General features: G+C 74.5%; 18 protein-coding genes. 7 read left to right on the top strand and 11 right to left on the bottom strand.

Annotated elements, in window-relative coordinates:
* Positions 1 to 122 precede the first annotated feature (122 nt).
* Entirely contained in the window at positions 123 to 890 is a 768-nt protein-coding gene (locus tag ACJOT3_RS01910; protein ID WP_406968066.1) for a hypothetical protein, read from the bottom strand.
* 683 nt (positions 891 to 1573) lie between these two features.
* On the opposite strand from ACJOT3_RS01910, the gene ACJOT3_RS01905 reads away from it, so the two are divergent.
* Positions 1574 to 2563 carry an ROK family protein gene (locus ACJOT3_RS01905; RefSeq protein WP_406968064.1) on the top strand — a complete coding sequence of 330 codons (990 nt, stop codon included), beginning with the start codon at positions 1574 to 1576 and terminating at the stop codon, positions 2561 to 2563.
* Positions 2564 to 2786: 223 nt separating this feature from the next.
* Here the strand turns inward: ACJOT3_RS01905 and ACJOT3_RS01900 are convergent, their stop codons facing one another.
* Entirely contained in the window at positions 2787 to 3140 is a 354-nt protein-coding gene (locus ACJOT3_RS01900; RefSeq protein WP_406968062.1) for a MerR family transcriptional regulator, read from the bottom strand.
* A 53-nt stretch (positions 3141 to 3193) separates the two neighbouring features.
* On the opposite strand from ACJOT3_RS01900, the gene ACJOT3_RS01895 reads away from it, so the two are divergent.
* From ACJOT3_RS01895 to ACJOT3_RS01885, 3 genes are all read left to right on the top strand, one after another.
* A complete protein-coding gene (locus ACJOT3_RS01895) occupies positions 3194 to 3967 on the top strand; it encodes an alpha/beta fold hydrolase (RefSeq protein WP_406968059.1) in 774 nt (257 codons plus the stop codon).
* A gap of 144 nt (positions 3968 to 4111) precedes the next feature.
* Positions 4112 to 4720 carry a hypothetical protein gene (locus tag ACJOT3_RS01890; RefSeq protein WP_406968057.1) on the top strand — a complete coding sequence of 203 codons (609 nt, stop codon included), beginning with the start codon at positions 4112 to 4114 and terminating at the stop codon, positions 4718 to 4720.
* A 261-nt stretch (positions 4721 to 4981) separates the two neighbouring features.
* Positions 4982 to 6460, top strand: coding sequence for a vWA domain-containing protein (locus ACJOT3_RS01885; protein WP_406968055.1), 1479 nt, complete (start codon positions 4982 to 4984; stop codon positions 6458 to 6460).
* 30 nt (positions 6461 to 6490) lie between these two features.
* Here ACJOT3_RS01885 and ACJOT3_RS01880 read toward each other — a convergent pair whose 3' ends face one another.
* Genes ACJOT3_RS01880 through ACJOT3_RS01860 form a run of 5 tightly spaced genes read right to left on the bottom strand, consistent with a single transcriptional unit; the run spans position 6491 to position 10837 of the window.
* Entirely contained in the window at positions 6491 to 7270 is a 780-nt protein-coding gene (locus tag ACJOT3_RS01880) for a putative hydro-lyase (protein WP_406968053.1), read from the bottom strand.
* 39 nt (positions 7271 to 7309) lie between these two features.
* On the bottom strand, positions 7310 to 8164 hold the full coding sequence (locus tag ACJOT3_RS01875; RefSeq protein WP_406968051.1) for a 5-oxoprolinase subunit C family protein: 855 nt from the start codon (positions 8162 to 8164) through the stop codon (positions 7310 to 7312).
* Positions 8161 to 8772: a 5-oxoprolinase subunit B family protein gene (locus tag ACJOT3_RS01870; RefSeq protein ID WP_406968049.1), complete on the bottom strand. Its 612-nt coding sequence runs from the start codon at positions 8770 to 8772 to the stop codon at positions 8161 to 8163. Before ACJOT3_RS01870 ends, ACJOT3_RS01875 begins: the two co-directional genes overlap by 4 nt.
* 37 nt (positions 8773 to 8809) lie before the next feature.
* Entirely contained in the window at positions 8810 to 9568 is a 759-nt protein-coding gene (locus ACJOT3_RS01865; RefSeq protein WP_406968047.1) for a LamB/YcsF family protein, read from the bottom strand.
* A gap of 18 nt (positions 9569 to 9586) precedes the next feature.
* On the bottom strand, positions 9587 to 10837 hold the full coding sequence (locus ACJOT3_RS01860) for an NRAMP family divalent metal transporter (RefSeq protein WP_406968045.1): 1251 nt from the start codon (positions 10835 to 10837) through the stop codon (positions 9587 to 9589).
* A gap of 235 nt (positions 10838 to 11072) precedes the next feature.
* On the opposite strand from ACJOT3_RS01860, the gene ACJOT3_RS01855 reads away from it, so the two are divergent.
* Together ACJOT3_RS01855 and ACJOT3_RS01850 are read left to right on the top strand one after the other, a co-directional pair.
* The gene (locus ACJOT3_RS01855) at positions 11073 to 11777 is read left to right on the top strand and encodes a GntR family transcriptional regulator (protein ID WP_406968043.1); all 705 of its coding nucleotides are present in this window, start codon (positions 11073 to 11075) and stop codon (positions 11775 to 11777) included.
* Positions 11778 to 11907: 130 nt separating this feature from the next.
* Positions 11908 to 12699 carry an aminotransferase class IV gene (locus tag ACJOT3_RS01850; RefSeq protein ID WP_406968041.1) on the top strand — a complete coding sequence of 264 codons (792 nt, stop codon included), beginning with the start codon at positions 11908 to 11910 and terminating at the stop codon, positions 12697 to 12699.
* A 25-nt stretch (positions 12700 to 12724) separates the two neighbouring features.
* Here ACJOT3_RS01850 and ACJOT3_RS01845 read toward each other — a convergent pair whose 3' ends face one another.
* The 3 genes from ACJOT3_RS01845 to ACJOT3_RS01835 all read right to left on the bottom strand — a co-directional run bounded on the left by ACJOT3_RS01845 (position 12725) and on the right by ACJOT3_RS01835 (position 17018).
* Positions 12725 to 14884 carry an MMPL family transporter gene (locus ACJOT3_RS01845; protein ID WP_406968039.1) on the bottom strand — a complete coding sequence of 720 codons (2160 nt, stop codon included), beginning with the start codon at positions 14882 to 14884 and terminating at the stop codon, positions 12725 to 12727.
* Positions 14885 to 15051: 167 nt separating this feature from the next.
* On the bottom strand, positions 15052 to 16530 hold the full coding sequence (locus ACJOT3_RS01840; protein WP_406968037.1) for an SDR family oxidoreductase: 1479 nt from the start codon (positions 16528 to 16530) through the stop codon (positions 15052 to 15054).
* Positions 16527 to 17018 carry a DUF4383 domain-containing protein gene (locus ACJOT3_RS01835; protein WP_406968035.1) on the bottom strand — a complete coding sequence of 164 codons (492 nt, stop codon included), beginning with the start codon at positions 17016 to 17018 and terminating at the stop codon, positions 16527 to 16529. The genes ACJOT3_RS01840 and ACJOT3_RS01835 overlap by 4 nt, the downstream gene beginning before the upstream one ends.
* A gap of 92 nt (positions 17019 to 17110) precedes the next feature.
* Here ACJOT3_RS01835 and ACJOT3_RS01830 point away from each other — a divergent pair, with 92 nt between their 5' ends.
* Positions 17111 to 18013: a MerR family transcriptional regulator gene (locus ACJOT3_RS01830; protein ID WP_406968033.1), complete on the top strand. Its 903-nt coding sequence runs from the start codon at positions 17111 to 17113 to the stop codon at positions 18011 to 18013.
* Here the strand turns inward: ACJOT3_RS01830 and ACJOT3_RS01825 are convergent.
* Positions 17943 to 19184, bottom strand: coding sequence for a lycopene cyclase family protein (locus tag ACJOT3_RS01825; protein WP_406968031.1), 1242 nt, complete (start codon positions 19182 to 19184; stop codon positions 17943 to 17945). The genes ACJOT3_RS01830 and ACJOT3_RS01825 overlap by 71 nt on opposite strands.
* Positions 19185 to 19228 lie beyond the last annotated feature (44 nt).

Here is a 19228-nt window from a genome sequence, read left to right as displayed (position 1 = left end):
CGGCTCACTCCCGGCTCACGGACCGCGCCCGGTGCGCGCACGACTCCTGTGGACTCCCGGTGCCGCACCGGCTCCCCGCCCGCCCCGTACCGGCCTTCCGAGGCCGGTACGGGGCGGCCGTCTTACAGGTAGCCCCACAGAAGATCGGAACATGCGGGAATGCCGGGCGGTGGAAGGTCCCCGTCGACCTTCTCCGTGCTCAGGTAGAGGTCCAGGACCCACCGGCCGTCCGTGAGCAGGGCCCACACCGCGCCCTCCCTGGGGTAACCCTGCGGGAAAGTGGTGTTCTGGTGATCGGTGATGTGCTGGCCCTGCCTCTCCTGGCAGGCGACGGCCACCTGGCTGCCGTCCATGAGGTCGAGGGGATAGCCGACCGCGTAGGTGTTGCCGGGTCCGCAGCGAGTCTTGAAGCCGTACCCCTCGGTGTACTGCACTGTCACCGTGTGACCGACGGGGTCACGGCCGTCCCTGGTCCGCACAGGTTCGCAGCTCGACTGGGCGGCGGCGTCCGCCGGTCGTACCTGGGAGGGAGGGCTCTGCGGGACCGCGTCGTCGGGGGCCTCCCTGTGCGTGGTCTCGGAGGGTGCGTCCGTTATCACGGCCCGGGAGGGCAGGACGCGGCCGAGCAGCCCCGAGACCTCGCCGATGGTGGCCGCGGCGATGACGCCCACCAGACCGATGATCGCGATCTTCACCTTGGTGCGGCTGTCGTTCCACCAGCCCTCGCCCGGATGGGCGATGTCGGCGATGACCGGTGCCGTGCCGGCGGGGAGGCTCCCCCGACCGGCCGCGGGCTCCGGGTCCCGGGCCCGGTCACCGATGTCGTCGTGTTCCTGTCCAACGTCTTCGTTCGCCGGGTTCGTGCCCCCGACGAACTCCTCTGCGGTCATCGCAACTTCTCACCTTTGGTATCTCGGCATCCTAGGACCCGTTCCGGATACGGGAGGTGGGTGGCCCGGCCGCCGGTGAGGGTGTGCCCGCGTGAGCGGCCTGACGCCGACTCCCTTCGGACGGGAGTGGGAGGTGGGGACCGCAGCGCGTCCACTCCCTGGTCTTCCGCGGTGACCCTGGTCCGCGACGGTGATCTCAGGTGAGACGGGAGTGCGACACCGCGGGGGCGGTGGCCGCTGAACACGCTTGGCGACAGGTATCTCGGCCTCTGTACAAAGCATGAGTGGATCTGGTATTGATGTCAATACTTACCAACAAGTACCAAGATTTGGGCAGCTCAGAGATCTGGAGTAGAAATTTTTTACATCAAGACCATGCTCGCCCGAATCAAGATGCAATCATTGCCATGAATGTTCACTCAAGTCCACTCCCGTTCCCTCAGCACCTCCTGTCCCGAGGGGACTGGTTGGCGACGCCGCCGCCCGACCAGCCGGACGAGAAACCGGTCAACTGGTCGAATGTCCAGCGTGTGGTGGACGTCCTGCGTCATAACGGCCCCTCGACCAAGTCCGAGGTGGGTGTTTTCTCTGGGCTGTCCCGCCCGGTCGTGCACGCGTCACTGTCCCGGCTCCGAGGTCTGGGGCTCCTCGTGGAGGACACGAAGTCCGGGAGGGCCTCACGGGTGAAGCTCTCCCCGGCCGCCGGGCTGGTGGCCGGGGTGGAGATCGGCCGGGGCAGCATCAAAGCCGTGCTGCTCACCCTGGGCCACGACTTCGTGGACCGGGAGGACGAGAAACTGCCCAACGGAGCGATCGAGGACCTGGCCTACTGCTTGGGGGCGTCGATGCGTGTCCTGCGGACCCTCCTGCACCGCACCGGCCACTCCCCCGAGGACCTTTTCGCCGTCGGTCTGGGCCTGCCCTGTCCCATCGACCGAGAGGGCCGGATCTCGCGGACGCTCTTCCCCCGGGTCACCGACCAGGACCCGGTGCAGCTGTTCCACGCCGAGATGCCCGGCACACGGGTCCTCGTGGAGAACGACGCGACCTTGGGGGCGCTCGGCGAGCACGCGGCCGGAACCGTCGACCGGCACGCCTACCTCGTCTACGTCAAGGTCTCGCTGGGTGTCGGCGCCGGCATCTTCCGCAACGGCCGCCCCCACCGGGGCACCAGTGGCATGGCCGGGGAACTCGGCCACGTCTCGATCGACTGGCAGGGCCCCGGGTGCGAGTGCGGGAGCCGCGGCTGCCTCCAGACGTACATCGGAGGTCAGGTGCTGCTCCGCCAGGCCCAGTACATCCTGGGTCCACCGGAGCAGAGCACGCTGACCGAGCTGGTGGCCCTGGCCAGGTCCACCGGGCCGAACCACCTGGGGGCGCGCCGCATCATCGCCGACGCCGGGGAGAAGCTCGGAATCGCGCTCGCCTCGGTCGTCAACTTCACCAGTCCCGACGTGATCGCCTTGGGCGGAGCCCTCAGCTCGGCCGAGGAACTGCTGCTGGAACCGGTGCGACGTTCCCTCCTGGGGCACGCCGTCCCCGAGATCGGAGAGCGCGTGACCACCATGACCGCGCAGATGAAGGAGTGGTCTTCCGCCTTCGGTGGAGCGCACCTGGTGCTGCGGGCCCCATTCGACAACGAACCCGACCACATGATCGCCTTTACCCGCTGACCGGGGGTGCGACGGCCATCCGTCAACAGGCCCCGGGCGGGACAGGGCCGCAAAATCCGGTCGACCACCATCAATAACACACGGCTTCGGCGCTCACGGACCGCGCCCGGTGCGCGCACGACTCCTGTGGACTCCCGGTGCCGCACCGGCTCCCCGCCCGCCCCGTACCGGCCTTCCGAGGCCGGTACGGGGCGGCGCACGTTCCACCGCCGCCGGCCGGCTCTCAGCAGCCGGCCAGCTGGGCGCTGAGGGCGCCGCGCCGCCCGGCCAGCTCCTCGATGCGGGAGTCCAGGGCGGCGACCTCCGCCCGGATGGTGGCCACCAGATCGGGGCACAGCTCCAGCTCGACCGGGTCGGCCTCGGGGTCGCGCACACACGGCAGCACCGAGGCGATGGTCTCCGTCGTCAGCCCCATCGCGAGCAGGGCGCGGACGGCGCGCACCGTGCGGACCGCGTCGGGGTCGTAGGTCCGGTACCCGTTGGCGGCCCGCCCCGAGTCCAGCAGCCCCTGCTCCTCGTAGTAGCGCAGCAGCCTGCGGCTCACGCCGGTCCGCTCCGACAGCTCCCCGATCAGCACGAGGTGACCTCTCTCTTGACCTTCACACCGGTGTCACGGCCTACCGTCGCCGCATGATCGAACGTTACGCACGAACCGTCAAGGGTTCCGGTCCCGGCCTGCTGCTCGCCCACGGCGGCGGGGGCGGGATCGAGCCGAACTTCGGCCCGCTGCTCGCGGACCTGACCCGCACGCACACCGTGGTCGCCCCGGACCTGCCGGGGGCGGGGGACACCCCGCGCGCCACCGCGCCGCTGGAGCTGGACGCGGTGGCCGACGCCCTGGTGGCCGCCGCCGTGGAGGAGGGGGTCGAACGCTTCACGGTCCTGGGCTACTCCCTGGGCACCGCCGTGGCGGTGCGCGCCGCCGCCCGCCACCCCGAACGTGTGACGGGGCTGGTCCTCACCGCCGGGTTCGCCCGGGTCGACCACCGGACCCGGCTGAACGTGGACGTGTGGCGCGCCCTGCTGGACGGGGACCGGGACACGCTGGCCCGCTTCAACCTCTCCGTCGCCTTCGGCGCGCCCGCCCTGGAGGCGCTGTCCGCCGAGGAACTGGAGGAGACGGTGCGCGCGGTGGCCGGGTCGGTCCCCGCGGGCACCCCCGAGCAGGTGGACCTGGTGGAGCGGGTGGACACCCGCGGCGACCTGCCCGGTATCTCGGTGCCGACGCTGGTGGTGGCCGCGGCGCTGGACCGGCTGGCCTCCCCTGAGCTGTCCCGGGCGCTGGCCGCGGGCATCCCCGGCGCGGAGCTGGTCGAGGTCGACTCCGGGCACCTGGTCGCCGCCGAGGCGCCGGAGGAATGGGGCAAGGCGGTACGCGAGTTCCTGGACCGGCACGGCGTCTAGGGAGGACCGCGGTTCCCGGGTCGGTCACGGCGGACGCAAGATCGTCTTCCGACCCGGGAACCGGCGGAGTGCGGGGGCGCCGGAGCGGGTAACGGATGAGCGTCCGGACACGGTGTCCGGCTCCCCGACCCCCTGGGAGACCCCGTGAAGTTGTACGCCGACCGCCCGGTCCGCGCCCTGTTCCAGCTCGCCTCCGACGCCCTGGCCGCGGCGTGGGTCTACCTGTGGGTCCGGGCCGCGCTGGAGCTGCGCGACCTGATCGGTCGACTGGACCGGCCCGGCGAGCTCATGGTCGCCACCGGCCAGGGGTTCAGCGAGCACATGGACAGCGCCGCCGAGCAGGCCGCCAAGGTGCCCCTGGCCGGGGAGACGCTGGCCGTGCCGTTCACGAACATGAGCGAGACCGGCGCCTCCCTGACCTCGGCGGGCGACTCCTTCCGGGAGACGGTCGCCTCGCTGGCCGCCACCCTGCCCCTGCTGGTGGCGGCGGTGCCGATCCTGCTGGTCGCCACCACCTGGCTGCCCGCCCGGGCGCGCTGGATCGCCCGGGCCACCGCGGTGCGCCGGGCCGGGAAGCTGTCCCCGCGGGCCCGCTCCCGGCTGCTGGCGCTGCGCGCCCTGACCACGGTGGCCCCGGCCCGGCTGGCCGCGGTGCACGCCGACCCCGCCGACGCCTGGCGTTCGGGGGACGCGGCGACCCTGGACCGGCTGGCGGCGCTGGAGCTGCGCCGCCTGGGGCTCAAGGCGAAGTGAGGCGGGCGCGGCCTCACCCCACCCGGATGAGGCCGCGCCGGAGCGCCGCGGTGATGGCGCGACCGGGTGTGCCGGAGGTGCGCGACGGCCGCCCGCGCACCCTGGACCGGGCCTGAGTCCGGGCCTGCGATCGGTCCTGCGATCGGTCCTGAGGTCCGGTCTGAGACCGGGTCCCGCCGTGGCCCGATCCGGCCACGGCGGGCCGGGCGGATGTCGGTGCCTCTGCCTAGCCTGGAGGGAACCGACCCCCGGGAGCCGCAGATGCACCTTTCCGCCCTGCTCGACTTCGACGTCGTCCCCCTGGACACCGAGGACGCCGTGGCCGTTCTGCTCGACATCACCGCGCCCGAGCGCGCCAAGGACACCGAACGCCCCAAGGCCACCCTCCAGATCGTCCTGGACACCAGCGGCTCCATGCACGGCGGCCGCCTGGACGGGGCGGTCAAGGCGCTGCTGGGGCTGATCGACCGGCTCGACCCCTCCGACGACTTCGGGGTGGTCGTGTTCAACAACCAGGCCCGGGTCGTGGTGCCCTGCGGGCCGCTGACGGACAAGGCCGCGACCGCGAGGCTGGTCGGGTCGCTGCGGGCGGGCGGGGGCACCGACCTGTCCAGCGGCCTGCTGCGCGGCGTGCAGGAGGCCCGCCGGGCGGGCGGGCAGCGGGGTGCGACCCTGCTGCTCATCTCCGACGGGCACGCCAACCACGGCGTCACCGACCACGACCTGCTGCGGCAGGTGGCCGCCGACGCCTACGGGCACGGGGTCACGGTGGCCACGCTCGGCTACGGGCTGGGCTACGACGAGGCCCTGTTGGGCGCGGTGTCCGAGGGCGGCACCGGCAGCGCGCTGTTCGCCGAGGACCCCGACACCGCGGGCGGGCTGATCGCCCAGGAGGCGGAGTACCTGCTGGCCAAGAGCGCGCAGGCGGTGTCGCTGCGGATCCCGGCGGGCGAGCACGTGCGGGCGGTGGACGTGGTCGGCGAGATGCCCTCGCACCGGCTTCCGGACGGGTCGGTGGTGGTGGAGCTGGGCGACTTCCACTCCGGCGAGGAGCGTCGGCTGCTGCTGCGGCTGGAGGTGCCGGGGGTGTCGTCGCTGGGGACGGTCACCCTGACGACGCTGGAGGCCACCTATGTGGACCCCGAGACCCTGACGACCTACACCGCGACGCTGCCGGTCAGCGTGAACGTGGTGCCGGGCGACGAGGCCGCGGGGCGGGTGCCGCGCCCGGAGGTGCGCACCGAGGAGGCGTTGCAGCGGGCGCAGACCGCCAAGAAGCGGGCGAGCGAGGCGCTGCGGCGGGGCGACCGGGCCGAGGCCGCCCGGCTGCTGGACCGGGCCGGGCAGGACCTGGACGACCTGGACACCCCGGACTACCCGGGCGGCCCGGCCGCCCCCGGCTCCGCCCGCCCGGCGGGGGCGCCGCCCGCGCCCGCGGCCGCGCAGGCCGCCGAGCTGCGGGACATGGCGCGGATGGCCCGGGAGGACGACCTCTCGCGGGCCGCCAAGACCGCCTACTCCAGCCAGTCGGGGTACACCCGCCAGCGCGGCCGCTACGAGCAGTCCCAGCAGTCCCAGGGGCAGGGTCCCCAGGCCCCCCAGGGCCCGCAGGCCCCGCCCCCTCCGCCGCCGGGCCCGCAGAGCCCCGGGCGGATCAGCGGGCAGGACCCCGACCGCGGGCTCTCCTCCCCCGACGAGCAGGGCGAGGGCGGGAGCGAGGACGGCAACGAGCGGTCCTGACCCCGGTCGGCCGGGCCAAAGCACCTGATATCAGGGCACCTGGTAGAAGGAGTCCTTCACGTCGGTGACGGCCATGTGCCCCGGAGCGTGCCCGATGGCGAACTCCGGGGCCGAGGCCGCCACCGCGGCCTGCGGGGTCACCCCGCAGGCCCAGAACACCGGGATCTCCCCCTCCCGCACCTCCACCGGGTCGCCGTAGTCGGGCCGGGACAGGTCGGCGATGCCCAGCGCCGCCGGGTCGCCCACGTGCACCGGCGCCCCGTGCACGGCCGGGTAGCGGGAGGTGATGCGCACGGCGTCGGCCACCCGGTCCGCCGGGACCGGCCGCATGGACACCACCAGCGGGCCGCGGAACCGCCCGGCCGGGCGGCACTCCCGGTTCGTCCGGTACATGGCGACGTTGGTCCCGGCCTCGATGTGGCGCACCGGGACCCCGGCCTCCAGCAGCGGTGTCTCGAAGGTGAAGCTGCACCCGATGAGGAAGGCGACCAGGTCGTCGCGCCACAGGTCGGTGACGTCGGTGCGCTCCTCGACCAGCTCGCCGTGCCGGTACACGCGGTAGGCGGGCAGGTCGGTGCGCAGGTCGCCGTCGAACACCGACGCCGACACCTGCCCGGGTTCGGTCACGTCCAGCACCGGGCACGGCTTGGGGTTGCGCTGGGCGAACAGCAGGAAGTCGAAGGCCGCCTCGCGCGGCAGCGCGATGAGGTTGGCCTGGGCGTACCCGGGGCTGAACCCCGAGGTGGGCGTGCGCAGCCCGGAGCGGAACAGCGCGCGGGCCTGCGCGGGTGACAGCTCGGCCGGGTCCATCGGCGGCCTCTCCTTTCCTGCGTTCCCGGGGTGGGGAACCTAGAGCGTGAAGCGGATCGCGGTCCCGGGCCGGGCCTGGGCCGCCCGGGGCAGGTCGGCGGAGCGGACCACCGCGATCACCGGATATCCGCCGGTCACCGGGTGGTCGGCCAGGAACAGCACGGGTTCGCCGGTGGGCGGCACCTGGAGGGACCCGGGCACCATGCCCTCGCTGGGCAGCTCGCCGTCGCGGGACCGTTCCAGCACCGGGCCGGACAGCCGGGCGCCCACCCGGTCGCTGCGCGAGGTGACCTCGTACGCGGAGGTGAGCAGGGTCTTGAGGGCCTCGCCGGTGAACCAGTCCTCGCGCGGGCCCGGGACCACGCGCAGGGTCGTCTCCGGTCCGCCGACCGGCGGGACGGGGGCCAGGTCGATGTTGGGGAACCCGGCGGGCGGCGGGCCGACCGGCAGCAGGGCGCCGGGGGCGGGCAGGTCGGGGCCGAGCCCGGCCAGCACGTCGGTGCTGCGCGAGCCCAGGACCGGCGGCACGGCCACCCCGCCGCGGACGGCCAGGTAGGTGCGCAGGCCCCGGGGCGGGACGCCCATGGCCAGTTCGGCGCCGTCGTCCAGGCGCAGGACGGTGTTCATGGCGGCCCCGCGGCCGTCCACCTTGAGCGGGACCCCGGCCCCGGTGACGGCGACCGTGAGGGGGCCGCGGGCGCGGACCCGGAGCCCGCCCAGGGTGGCCTCCAGGGCGGCGGCCCCGTCCGGGTTGGCGAGCATGCGGTTGGCCAGGGCGTAGGAGGCGGCGTCGGCGGCCCCGGAGCGGCCCACGCCCAGGGCGGCGTGGCCGAAGCGTCCGGCGTCCTGGACCGTGGCCAGCGGACCGGTCGCCACGATCTCCAGGGCGTTCACGACACCTCCTCGAAGCGGACGCGCACGCCCGGGCGCAGCAGTCCGGGCGGGTCGCGGCGCAGGTCCCAGATCTTCTCCTCGGTGCGGCCGAGCAGCTGCCAGCCGCCGGGCGAGCTGCGCGGGTACACGCCGGTGAACTCCCCGGCCAGGGCGACCGACCCGGCGGGCACGCGGGTGCGGGCCTCGGCCCGGCGCGGCACGTGCAAGCGCTCGTCGTCACAGACCATGTATCCGAACCCGGGGGCGAAGCCGCAGAACGCGACGGTCCAGGTGGCGGCGGTGTGCGCCTGGACCACCCCGCGCGGGGTGAGGCCGGTGAGCTCGGCGACGTCGGCGAGGTCCTCGCCGTCGTAGACCACCGGGACGACCACCGTCTCCCCTTCCGCGCGCTCCCCCGCAGGGGCGAGCGGGACCCGCTCCACCGCGGCGGCCACCGCCCCGGGGTCGGCCCCGGGGGCGAGCCGCAGCAGCACGGTCCGGGCCGCCGGGACGACGTCGGCGACGCCCGGGACGGGGGCGGCCTCCAGGGCCGCCCCCAGGGCGATCACCTCGGTCAGGTCGGCGACCTCCACCAGCACACCGCTGTCGGCGCAGGTCAGTACGCGCACGGATTCTCCTTCGGGCCGGGGAGGGGTCCCCGGGAGGTCAGCGGGTGAACGGCGCCACGGTGACGCCTTCGGCGCGCAGCCGCTGGGCGACCGCGCGGGCGATGGCGACCGCCCCGGGGCTGTCGCCGTGGACGCACAGGGAGTCGGCCTCGATGAGGATCTCACTCCCGTCGACCGCGGTGACCGGTTCCCCTCGGGCGATGCGCAGGCAGCGGTCGGCGATCTCGTCGGGGTCGTGCAGGACGGCGCCGGGTTCGCGGCGGGAGACCAGGGTGCCCTCGGGGGTGTAGGCGCGGTCGGCGAACGCCTCCCGGTAGGTGGGCAGCCCGGCCTCCTGTGCCAGGGCCAGGAACCGCGAGCCGGGCAGGCCGAGCACGGGCAGCCCCGGGTCGAAGGCGCGGACGGCCTCGACCACGGCGGCGGCCTGCTCCTCGTGGTGGACGATCGTGTTGTAGAGCGCCCCGTGCGGTTTGACGTAGCGGATGCGGTCCCCGGCCAGGCGGGTGAAGGCCGACAGGGCGCCCATCTGGTACAGGACGTCGGCGGTCAGCTCGGCGGGCGGCAGGTCCATGAAGCGGCGGCCGAACCCGGCCAGGTCCCGGTAGCCGACGTGGGCGCCGACCGCCACCTGTTCGGCCACCGCGTCCGCGGTGGTGCGGCGCAGCACCACGGGGTCGCCCGCGTGGAAGCCGCAGGCGACGTTGGTGCTGGTGACGATGGACAGCAGGTCCCGGTCGTCGCCGAGCTCCCAGCGGCCGAAGCCCTCGCCGAGGTCGGAGTTGAGGTCGATGCGCAACGCCGGTCCTCCTCTCTTCTACTGCCAGAGGGCGGCGATACCGCCCAGGGAGTTGTAGGCCATGAAGACGGTGAGCGCCCAGGCCGCGACGCCGATGACGATCAGCCACACGGGGTACTTGTAGCCGCCGAGCAGGTCGCGGGAGCGGCGGGCCGCCACCCAGAGCATGATGCCCAGGCCGACCGGCAGGATGACGCCGTTGAGCGCGCCGGCCAGGACCAGCAGGGTGGTCGGGGCCTGGCCGGAGACCAGCAGGATGGCCAGGGAGATGCCGATGAACGCCGTGACGAGGACGCCGCGCCGCTTCTCCAGCACCGGGTGGAAGGTGGAGACGAAGGAGATCGAGGTGTAGGAGGCGCCGATCACGGAGCTGACCGCGGCCGCCCACATGATCACGCCGAACAGGCGCATGCCCGCCTCGCCCGCGGCCTGGAAGAAGGCCTCGGCGGAGGGGTTGTCGGCCTGCATGATGTCGATGCCGCCGGAGACCACGCCGAGGATGGCGAGGAAGAGCAGGATGCGCATGACGCCGGTGACGACGATGCCCAGCACGGAGGTGCGGGAGATGGCGGCGACGTTGTCGGCGCCGCCCTGTCCGGCCTCGATGAGGCGGTGGACGCCTGCGTAGGTGATGTAGCCGCCGACGGTGCCGCCGATGATGGTCACGGTGGCGAGGAAGACGTCGGTGCCCAGCTGCTCGGGCAGGACGGACTGGCGCAGGGCGTCGCCCACGGGGGGCCGGGAGATGATCGCGACGTAGAGGGTGAGGCCGATCATCGCGACGCCGAGCACGACGAGGATGCGGTCCAGGGCCGCGCCCAGCCTCTTGGCGCCCAGGATGACGACCGAGAGGATCGCGGAGATGACCGCGCCGATCCGGGGGTCGAGCCCGGCCAGGGCGTTCAGGCCCAGGCCGGTGCCGGCGAGGTTGCCGATGTTGAAGACCAGGCCGCCGAAGACGATGAGGACGGCGAGCAGGTAGCCGGCGCCGGGGACGACCTTGTTGGCCAGGTCCTGGGCGCGCGTGTTCGCGACGCCGACGACCCGCCAGATGTTCAGCTGGACGGCGATGTCCACGAGGATCGAGACGAGGATCGCGAAGGCGAAGGTGGCGCCGAGCTGTGCCGTGAACTGAGTGGTCTGGGTGATGAAGCCCGGGCCGATGGCGCTGGTGGCCATGAGGAACATCGCGCCGAGCAGGGTGCTGCTCAGTGCGACCCGTCCGGGGCGGGGGCGCACCTTGGCGGGTGCGGGGGGCGTGTCGCCCATGGTCCCTCCTGGGGAGGCGGACTGGAGATTCGACGTGACGCGGACCACTCCACGCCGTTGGATTGTTGAACAATACTTCAATCCAACGAGACGGGTAAAGAGTCGGTCCGTAAAATCCCCGGTCACCGGTGTAACGGTCCGTTCACACCGCACCGTCCGGGTCCCGCCGCCCGGAACCCCGTCGCATCGGTGACAATGGGAGGGCGCACCGACCCTTTCCCAGCGAGGAGCCCCAGTGACGGCCACGGACGACCGCATCGGCAGGCCGACCCGACGGCTGCTGCCGCTGCCCAGCCAGGCCGAGCGGGTCGCCGAGCTGCTGCGCGAGGCCGTCATCGACGGCGACCACCCGCCCGGCCGCCGGCTGTCCGAGGAACGGCTGTGCGAGGAGCTCGGCGTCTCCCGCAACACCCTGCGCGAGGCGTTCCGGCTGCTCGTCCGCGAACGCCTGGTGGTCCACCAGATGCACCGCGGCGTGTTCGTCACGCTGCCCACCGCGGAGGACGTCCGCGACCTGTTCAAGACGCGGCGCTCCCTGGAGCTGACCGCGGTGCGGACCGCCACCGACCCCGACCCCGAGGCCGTGGCGGCGGTGGGCCGGGCCGTCGACGAGGGCGAGGCGGCCCGCGACGCGAGCGACTGGTGGGGGGTGGGCACCGCCAACATGCACTTCCACCAGGCGCTGGCCGGGCTGTCGGGCAGCACCCGCATCGACGAGTTCATGAGCCGGGTCCTGGCCGAGACCCGGCTGGTCTTCCACGTGATGGACGCGCCCCGCGAGTTCCACGCCCCCTACCTGGACTGGAACCGGCGCATCCACACGCTGCTCGTCGAGGGCGACCACACCGCCGCGGCCGCCGAGCTGGAGACCTACCTGGCCACCTCCGAGGAGCAGCTGCTCACCGCCTTCCTCGCCCGCGAGGCGGAGGGCACCGGCTGACGGCACCGGCCGGCTGCGCCCGCTGAACGCGCGATCGGCGCCGCGCTGACCTGGGGGTTCGCCACCGCTTCGCGCGAGGCGGAGCAAAAGCCCCGTGACACTGGTCCCGAAATGCCATGATGGGCGCGCAATGGAACTGAACGGACGCCCTGCCACCACCGGGGAGCTCGCCTCCCTCGCCCTCCACGGCTACGGCCACTTCACCACCATGCTCGTCACCGACCTGCGCGTGCGCGGCCTGGAGCTGCACATGGACCGGCTGCGCGGGGACTGCCGGACGCTGTTCGGCACCGAACTGGACATCCCGCGGGTGCGCGAACTCGCCCGGCGCAGCGCCCGCGCGCACCCCTCCCCCGCCGTCATCCGGGTGACCGTCTTCGACCCGGGGCTGGACCTGGGCAGGCCCGCCAAGCGCAGCCTTCCGCAGATCCTGGTCACCACCCGGCCCGCGCCCGTCCCCGACCGGCTGCCGCCGCCGCTGCGGCTGGGCACGCGCCTGTACACGCGGGACACCCCGCGGGTGAAGGGCACCAGCCTGTTCGGGCCGATCCGCCAGCGGCGGGCCGCGCAGCTGGACGGGCACGACGACGCCCTGTTCCACGGGGTGGACGGCCGGGTGTCGGAGGGGCCCACCTGGAACATCTGCTTCCTGGACGGCGAGGGCCTGGTGTGGCCGCAGGCCCCGGCGCTGCCCGGGGTGACCGCCCGGCTGCTGACCGGGCTGGCCGAGGACATGGGCGTGCCGGTCTCGACCCGGCCGCTGTCGGCGGCGGCCGCGGCCCGGATGGCGGGGGCGTTCGTGACCAACGCGGTCACCGGGGTGCGCCCGGTGACCGCGATCGACGGGGCGCGGCTGCCGCTGGCGGCGCTCACCAACAAGCTGGCCGCCACCTACCGGGACCTGCCCGGCGACCCCCTCTGAGCCGCCGAAGCAGGTGACCGCCGGATCAGGCCCCGACCCGTCCGGCACGGCCCGGCCACCAGGTGCGCGGACCCACGTCCAGCGCCAGCGCGGGCACCAGCACGGTGCGCACCAGCAGCGCGTCCACCAGCACGCCGAACGCCACCAGGAAGGCCAGCTGGAGCAGGAACAGCAGCGGGATGACGGCCAGCGCCGCGAAGGTCGCCGCCAGCACCACCCCGGCGGAGGTGATGACCCCGCCGGTGACGGTGAGCGCCCGCAGCACGCCGTCGCGGTGGCCGTGGGCCAGCGTCTCCTCCCGGGCCCGCGACATGAGGAAGATGCTGTAGTCGATGCCCAGCGCCACCAGGAAGACGAACGCGAACAGCGGCACCACCGGGTCGGCGCCCGGCAGGTCCAGCACGTGGTCGAAGACCAGGGTGCCCACGCCCAGGGCGGCGGCGAACGACAGCACGTTGGCGGCCATGAGCAGCAGCGGGGCGACCAGGGCGCGCAGCAGGACGACGAGCACCAGCAGGACCACGACCAGCACCAGCGGCACCACCACGGCGAAGTCGCGGCGGGCGGTCTCCAGGGTGTCCAGGTCGGTGGCGGAGACGCCGCCGACCAGGGCGCCGGCGTCCGGGGCGTCCTCGGCCAGGCGTTCGCGCAGTTCGCGCACGGCGTCCACGGCCTCGGGCGACTCCGGGCCCACGGTGAGGACCGCCTCGACCAGCACGCGGCCGTCCTCGGTCAGCGGCGGGAGGTCGACCCCGGGCGGCCCGGGCTCGGTGACGGGGGCGGCGCTCTCCACGGTCGGCGAGGACTCGGCGGCGGCGACGACGGCGACGAGGTGGTCGGCGTCGGCGACGACCAGGGCGGGGGCGGCGGCCGCGTCGGTGCCGAAGCCGCGGTCCAGGACCTCCTGGGCGGTGACCGCCTCCACCTCGGTGCGGAACACCTCGGCCTGGCCGGTGCCCTGGGCGCTGAACGCGGGGGCGAACACGGCGGCCGCGGCCAGCAGCGCGGTGGTGGCCAGCCACAGGGTGCGCGGGCGGCGGGCGACCGTGCGGGCGATCCGGCCCCAGAGGGGGTGGGCGGCCATGACGCGGTCGACGTCGCCGGCGGTACCGCCAACGGTGTCGGTGGCGGCGGCGGTGTCGGCGGCGGGCCGGTGCGGCGCGCTCGGCCAGAACGCGGCCCGGCCGACCAGGGCCAGCGCGGCGGGCAGGAAGGTCATCGCCGAGAGCACGGCCGCGCCGACGCCGATCGCCACGACCGGGCCGAGGCTGCGGGTGGACGCCAGGTCGGCGGCGAGCAGGCAGAGCAGGCCCAGGACGACGGTCCCGGCCGAGGCCAGCACAGGACCGGCGACCCCGCGCAGGGCGGCCAGGACGGCGGCCGGGACCCGCTCGTGCCGGGCCAGCTCCTCGCGGTGGCGGGCGACGAGCAGCAGCGCGTAGTCGGTGCAGGCGCCCACCACCAGGATGAACAGGATGCCCTGGCTCTGCCCGTTGAGGCTGACCAGCCCGGTGTCGGCGGCCAGGTACACCAGGAACCCGGACAGGCCCAGGGCCAGCAGGGACGCCAGGATCACCAGGACCGGCAGCAGCGGGGAGCGGTAGACGGCGACGAGGATGACCAGCACCGCCGAGACCGCGACCAGGAGCAGGGTGGAGTCGATCCCGGCGAAGGCGGCGACGAGGTCCGCGGCGTACCCGGCGGGCCCGGTGACCTGCGCGGTCAGGTCGCCGACGGGGTGGTCGGCGAGGATCGCGCGCAGCTCCTCGACGGCGTCGGAGGTCTTGTACGCGGAGTCGACGGGCACGACGAGCTGGGCGACGGAGGGGTCCTCGGTGCCGGGGAAGGGGCCGATGACGTCGCCGGACACCCAGGGCTCGGCGGCCACCCGCTCACCGACGGCGGCGACGGCGGCCAGGTCCGCCTCGGTGAGGTCGGCCTCCCCCGACCAGACGGCGATGGCGGGGACGGCGTCGCCGCGGTCGAAGTCCTCGGCGAGCCGGGCGGCCTCGGTGGACTCGGCGCCGACCGGCAGGAACGCGGCCCGGTCGTTGGTCTGCACCTCGCCGAGCCGGCCGAGGAAGGCGCCCAGGGGTCCGGCCCCCAGCGTCCAGACGAGGACGACGAGCAGGGCCGCCCCGATCCACCGGCGCGACCGGCGGGCCGGTCGCTTCTCCTCGTTCACTGCCGTTCCCCTTCGCCGCGCGCCAACAAGCCACGGAAAACAAGTATCTTGCTTTTCGAGCTTTTCTTGGTCGCGACCTTACACCCTCCGGCGCGGTCGTGGCCGGGCGGCCCCTTGCTGTCTTCCCCCGACCCTCGGCCGGTCCTCGCCCGGCCCTCAGGCGGTCCTCAGGCGTGGAGCGGGGCGCGGGCCTCCCGCTCGGCCGCCGCGGCGATGTTGCGCGACATCGACCCGAACACCACCCCGTGGAACGGCGTCACCGCCTTCCAGTACAGGTGGCCGGGCAGGCCCCGGGGGCGGAACAGCGCGCGCTGGCGCAGCAGGGTGCGCCCCTCACCGCGTTCGACCGTGAACTCCAGCCACGCCGGGCCGGGCAGCCGCATCTCCGCGCGCAGCCGCAGCAGCTCACCCGGGACGATCTCCTCCACCCGCCAGAAGTCCAGGGAGTCGCCCACCCGCAGGCGACCCGGGTCGCGGCGGCCCCGACGCGGGCCCACCCCGCCCACCGCCAGGTCGATCCAGCCGCGGGCCGCCCAGGCCAGGGGCCAGGAGTACCAGCCGCGTTCGCCGCCGATCCCCTCGACCACCCGCCACACCGCCTCCGGCGGGGCGGCCACCTCCCGCACCCGCTCGTCGGTGTACAGGCTGCCGCCCGCCCAGTCCGGGTCGCTGGGCAGCGGGTCCGACGGCGCGCCCGCCCAGGCCGCCGAGGTCCACCGGGTGTCCACCCGGGCCTCGGCGGTACGGCGCAGTGCCAGCGCGACAGCGCGGTCGAAGCCGATGCGGCCGTGATCGTCGAGCAGGTCGGACAGGTCGTCCTCGCCGCACACCGCGTCGTGGCGCAGCGACTCCACCAACGGGCGGGCGATGGCGGGCGGCACCGGAGTGACCAGCCCGACCCACAGACTGGACAGTCCCGGGGAGAGCACCGGGACCGGAAGGATCAGGCGGGGGCGCAGGCCCGCCGCCGTCGCGAACCCCTGGATCATCTCCGCGTAGGTGAGCACGTCGGGCCCGCCGACGTCGAAGGCGCGGTCCTGGTCCGCGGGCAGGTCGGCCGCCTCCACGAGCAGCCGCAGCACGTCGCGCACGGCGATCGGCTGCACCCGGCTGCGCACCCACCGGGGCGTGGTCATCACCGGCAGCCGCTCGGTCAGGTACCGCAGCATCTCGAAGGACGCCGACCCCGAACCGATGATCACGGCGGCCCGCAGCACGGCCGCGGGGACCGGTCCCTCCAGCAGGATGCGGCCCACCTCGGCGCGGGAGGCCATGTGCGGGGACAGCTCCTCGCCCTCGGGCGCCAGCCCGCCGAGGTAGACCAGCCGCTCCACACCCGCGGCGGCGGCCGCGCCGGCGAAGTTCCGGGCGCCCCGCGCGTCGGTGTCGGAGAAGTCCCGGCCGCCGGACATGGAGTGCACCAGGTAGTAGGCCACCCGGACGCCCTCCAGCGCCTCGTCCAGCCCCTCCCCCGAGACCACGTCGCCGCGGACCGCCTCGACGCGGTCGCGCCAGGGGTGGTCGCGCAGCCGCCCGGGGTCGCGGGCCAGACAGCGTACCTCGAACCCGGCGTCCAGCAGCTGCGGGACCAGCCGCCCGCCGATGTAGCCGGTGGCCCCGGTGACCAGGACCGTGCGCCCGCTCACCGGGCCGCCCCGCTCACCCGGCGGTCACGGCGCCGTTCCCGGTGCAGGCGGTACGGGTTGTCGTGCGGCAGGCCGCCGGTGAACCGGCCGTACATGCCGACGGTGAGCAGGGCGATGCCGACGACGAGGCTGAAGACGACGTTCGGCATCGAGAACGCGAGGATGTTGTAAGCGGTGTCCATGAGATACAGATTGACCAGTCCGCTCACGATGAAACCCGCTCCGACCAGGGTCGACACCGTCGAGGAGTAGGTTCCGCCCACCACCGTCGCGCACAGCAGCAGCGACCCGATGGCCACCGACAGGAAGCCGAGCGCCCCGTTGGTGGTGAGTCCGGCGACGACCTCGCCCCGGGTGTCGAACAGCGGCAGCCGCACGAACAGGCTCGTGACGCCGAAGCCCACGAGCACCAGCCCGAGGAGTCCGGTCCCGACGCGGTGGACGATGGCCAGGCGCGGGTCCGCCGAACGCGTGGTGTCCAGGTCCATGATGTCCCTCCCTTGCGGTGTCCTCCCAGCTAGAGTCGGTCGGGAGGGAGAAGCGCGGCAACTCGCGGCGCTTGCGCAACGCTTGGGGCGCCATGTCCGACGCACTGACACCCGGGGCGACCGCCCGCCTGCTCGGCGTCGCCCCCTCCACCCTGCGCAGCTGGGACCACCGCTACGGGATCGGCCCGCGCGAGCGCAGTCCCGGCGGGCACCGCCGCTACACCCCGCGGGACGTGGCCCGGCTGCGCGAGCTGTGCCGCCTGGTCGGCGAGGGGCTGCCACCGGCGGTGGCAGCCGAACGGGTGCTCTCCGGTCCCGGCCCCGCGGCCCCGCGGGTGCCGGGTCAGCGCCCCGGCGGGGAGACCCTGCCGGTGGGCGGCGCGCCCGCCCTCCAGGGGGTCGCCCGGGCGGCGATGCGGCTGGACGCCGACCTGGTGGAGCAGCTGGTGGGGCGCGCGCTGCGCACCGAGGGGGTGGTGGCCGCCTGGGAGGACCTGGCGATGCCGCTGCTGTACGGGATGGGCCGCAAGTGGGAGGACACCCGCCGCTACGTCGAGGTGGAGCACCTGCTGTCGTGGTGCGTGTCCTCGGCGCTGCGCCGGGTCCCCGCGCCCGGCGTTCCGTCCCCGTCCGGGGTCCGGCCGGTCGTCCTGGCCTGCGGGCCCGAGGAGATGCACAGCCTTCCGGTGGAGGCGCTGGCGGCGGCGCTGCGCGAACGCGGACTGCCGCACCTGGTACTGGGCGGCTGCACCCCGGTGGACGCGACGGAGCGCACGGTGCGGCGCACCGCGCCCCGGGCCGTGGTGCTCTGGTCGCACGTGGGCGGGGCCGGGGACGTGGCCGCGCTGCGCGCCGCCGCGGGCGCCGCGGCGGACTCGCCGCAGGCGGTGGCGGTGTACACGGCCGGGGCGGGGTGGCGCTCCCTCAGCGAACGGGCCGGCGGCGGCCACCTGGGGTCGCTGTCGGAGGCGGTGCGGACCCTCGACCCGGGGTGAGGGCGGTGCGGGCCGAGTACCACAGGTGGTCCAGCGTGGTCAGGGACATGGCGGCGACCGGGGTGCGCAGCCCCAGGGCGAGTTCGCGGGACCACCGGCCGCCGCCGTCGAGGAAGGCCAGCACGTCGCCGAGTCGGCCTGCGGTGAGCAGGTCGGTGAAGAACTCCGCGCCGCGCACCCGCCCGGTGGCCAGCGCCCGCAGCAGGACGGCGTCCATCGCCAGGTGGCGGCGCCGGTGCGGGACCGGCGGCACCGGGACCCGGCCGCGTTCCAGGGCGGCGGCCACGGCGGCGCCCTGGCGCAGCACCCCGCTGAACGTGTACCCGGTGGAGGGCCGGGTGGCCCCGCCGGCCGCGCCGATCCGGAAGACGCGGCGGCCGGCCCGGGGCCGGAAGGGCGCGTCGGTCATGGGGATGACGCCCTGTTCGGCGGCGGTCACCTCGAACCCGGACAGGCCCAGCCGGGCGCAGTGGTCGGCGAGGGCGCGGTCGTACTCGGCGGTGGTGAGCGGTTCGGGGCCGAACTCGGTGTACTCCACCAGCGCCTCGCGCGCCGACAGCGGCAGCACGTACGCGAAGGCCACCGCGCCCTCGGGCTGGGGCGGCCGGAAGTCCATGAGCACGGCCGCGCCGGGGTCGAAGGCGTCGGCGGGGGTGCGCACGAACCAGCCCCGGAAGTGCTGGAGCAGCAGGGTGCGGCCGACCGGGGCGGGCCGGGGCGGACGGGAGTCGAACACCCAGCGGGCGGTCAGCCGGGCGGGGGTCCCGTCGGGCAGCGTCCCCTCGACGGCGGCGTGGTCGGCGCCGTCGCGCACCGCCGTCACCAGCAGCGGGACCGGCTCGAAGCCGCCGCGGGAGCGCACGTGGGCGTCCACGTCGGCCGAACGCAGCATCTTGTACACGTAGGGGTCGGCGGGCGCGGTGCGGGCGGCGCCGCCGGGTCCCACCACGGTCAGGTTCCGCCAGCGGGCGGCCAGCAGGCCGTCCCAGTCGCCGCCGTCCGGCTCCCAGAAGCACCAGGTGCGCGGGGGCGGGGTGTGCGGGCCGGGCGGGGGCTCGACGAGGGCGACACGCGGCGGGCCGCCCCGGGGGTGGTTGACCCGGCCCAGCCGGTGGGTCAGGGTGAGCCCAGCGGCGCCCCCGCCGATGATCACGACGTCATGATCGGTCATGCCCCCAGCCTGCCCGGGGAACGCCGCCTACACGCCGGACACAC

It is taken from the genome of Nocardiopsis protaetiae, from assembly GCF_045446735.1.
Classification (GTDB): domain Bacteria; phylum Actinomycetota; class Actinomycetes; order Streptosporangiales; family Streptosporangiaceae; genus Nocardiopsis; species Nocardiopsis protaetiae.
This window is presented reverse-complemented; position numbering and strand designations above follow the sequence as displayed.

Coding starts and splice junctions, on each gene's coding strand:
- ACJOT3_RS01910 (WP_406968066.1), bottom strand. CDS start 890: ATGACCGCAGAGGAGTTCGTCGGGGGCACGAACCCGGCGAACGAAGAC.
- ACJOT3_RS01895 (WP_406968059.1), top strand. CDS start 3,194: ATGATCGAACGTTACGCACGAACCGTCAAGGGTTCCGGTCCCGGCCTG.
- ACJOT3_RS01885 (WP_406968055.1), top strand. CDS start 4,982: ATGCACCTTTCCGCCCTGCTCGACTTCGACGTCGTCCCCCTGGACACC.
- ACJOT3_RS01880 (WP_406968053.1), bottom strand. CDS start 7,270: ATGGACCCGGCCGAGCTGTCACCCGCGCAGGCCCGCGCGCTGTTCCGC.
- ACJOT3_RS01860 (WP_406968045.1), bottom strand. CDS start 10,837: ATGGGCGACACGCCCCCCGCACCCGCCAAGGTGCGCCCCCGCCCCGGA.
- ACJOT3_RS01850 (WP_406968041.1), top strand. CDS start 11,908: ATGGAACTGAACGGACGCCCTGCCACCACCGGGGAGCTCGCCTCCCTC.
- ACJOT3_RS01835 (WP_406968035.1), bottom strand. CDS start 17,018: ATGGACCTGGACACCACGCGTTCGGCGGACCCGCGCCTGGCCATCGTC.
- ACJOT3_RS01830 (WP_406968033.1), top strand. CDS start 17,111: ATGTCCGACGCACTGACACCCGGGGCGACCGCCCGCCTGCTCGGCGTC.
- ACJOT3_RS01825 (WP_406968031.1), bottom strand. CDS start 19,184: ATGACCGATCATGACGTCGTGATCATCGGCGGGGGCGCCGCTGGGCTC.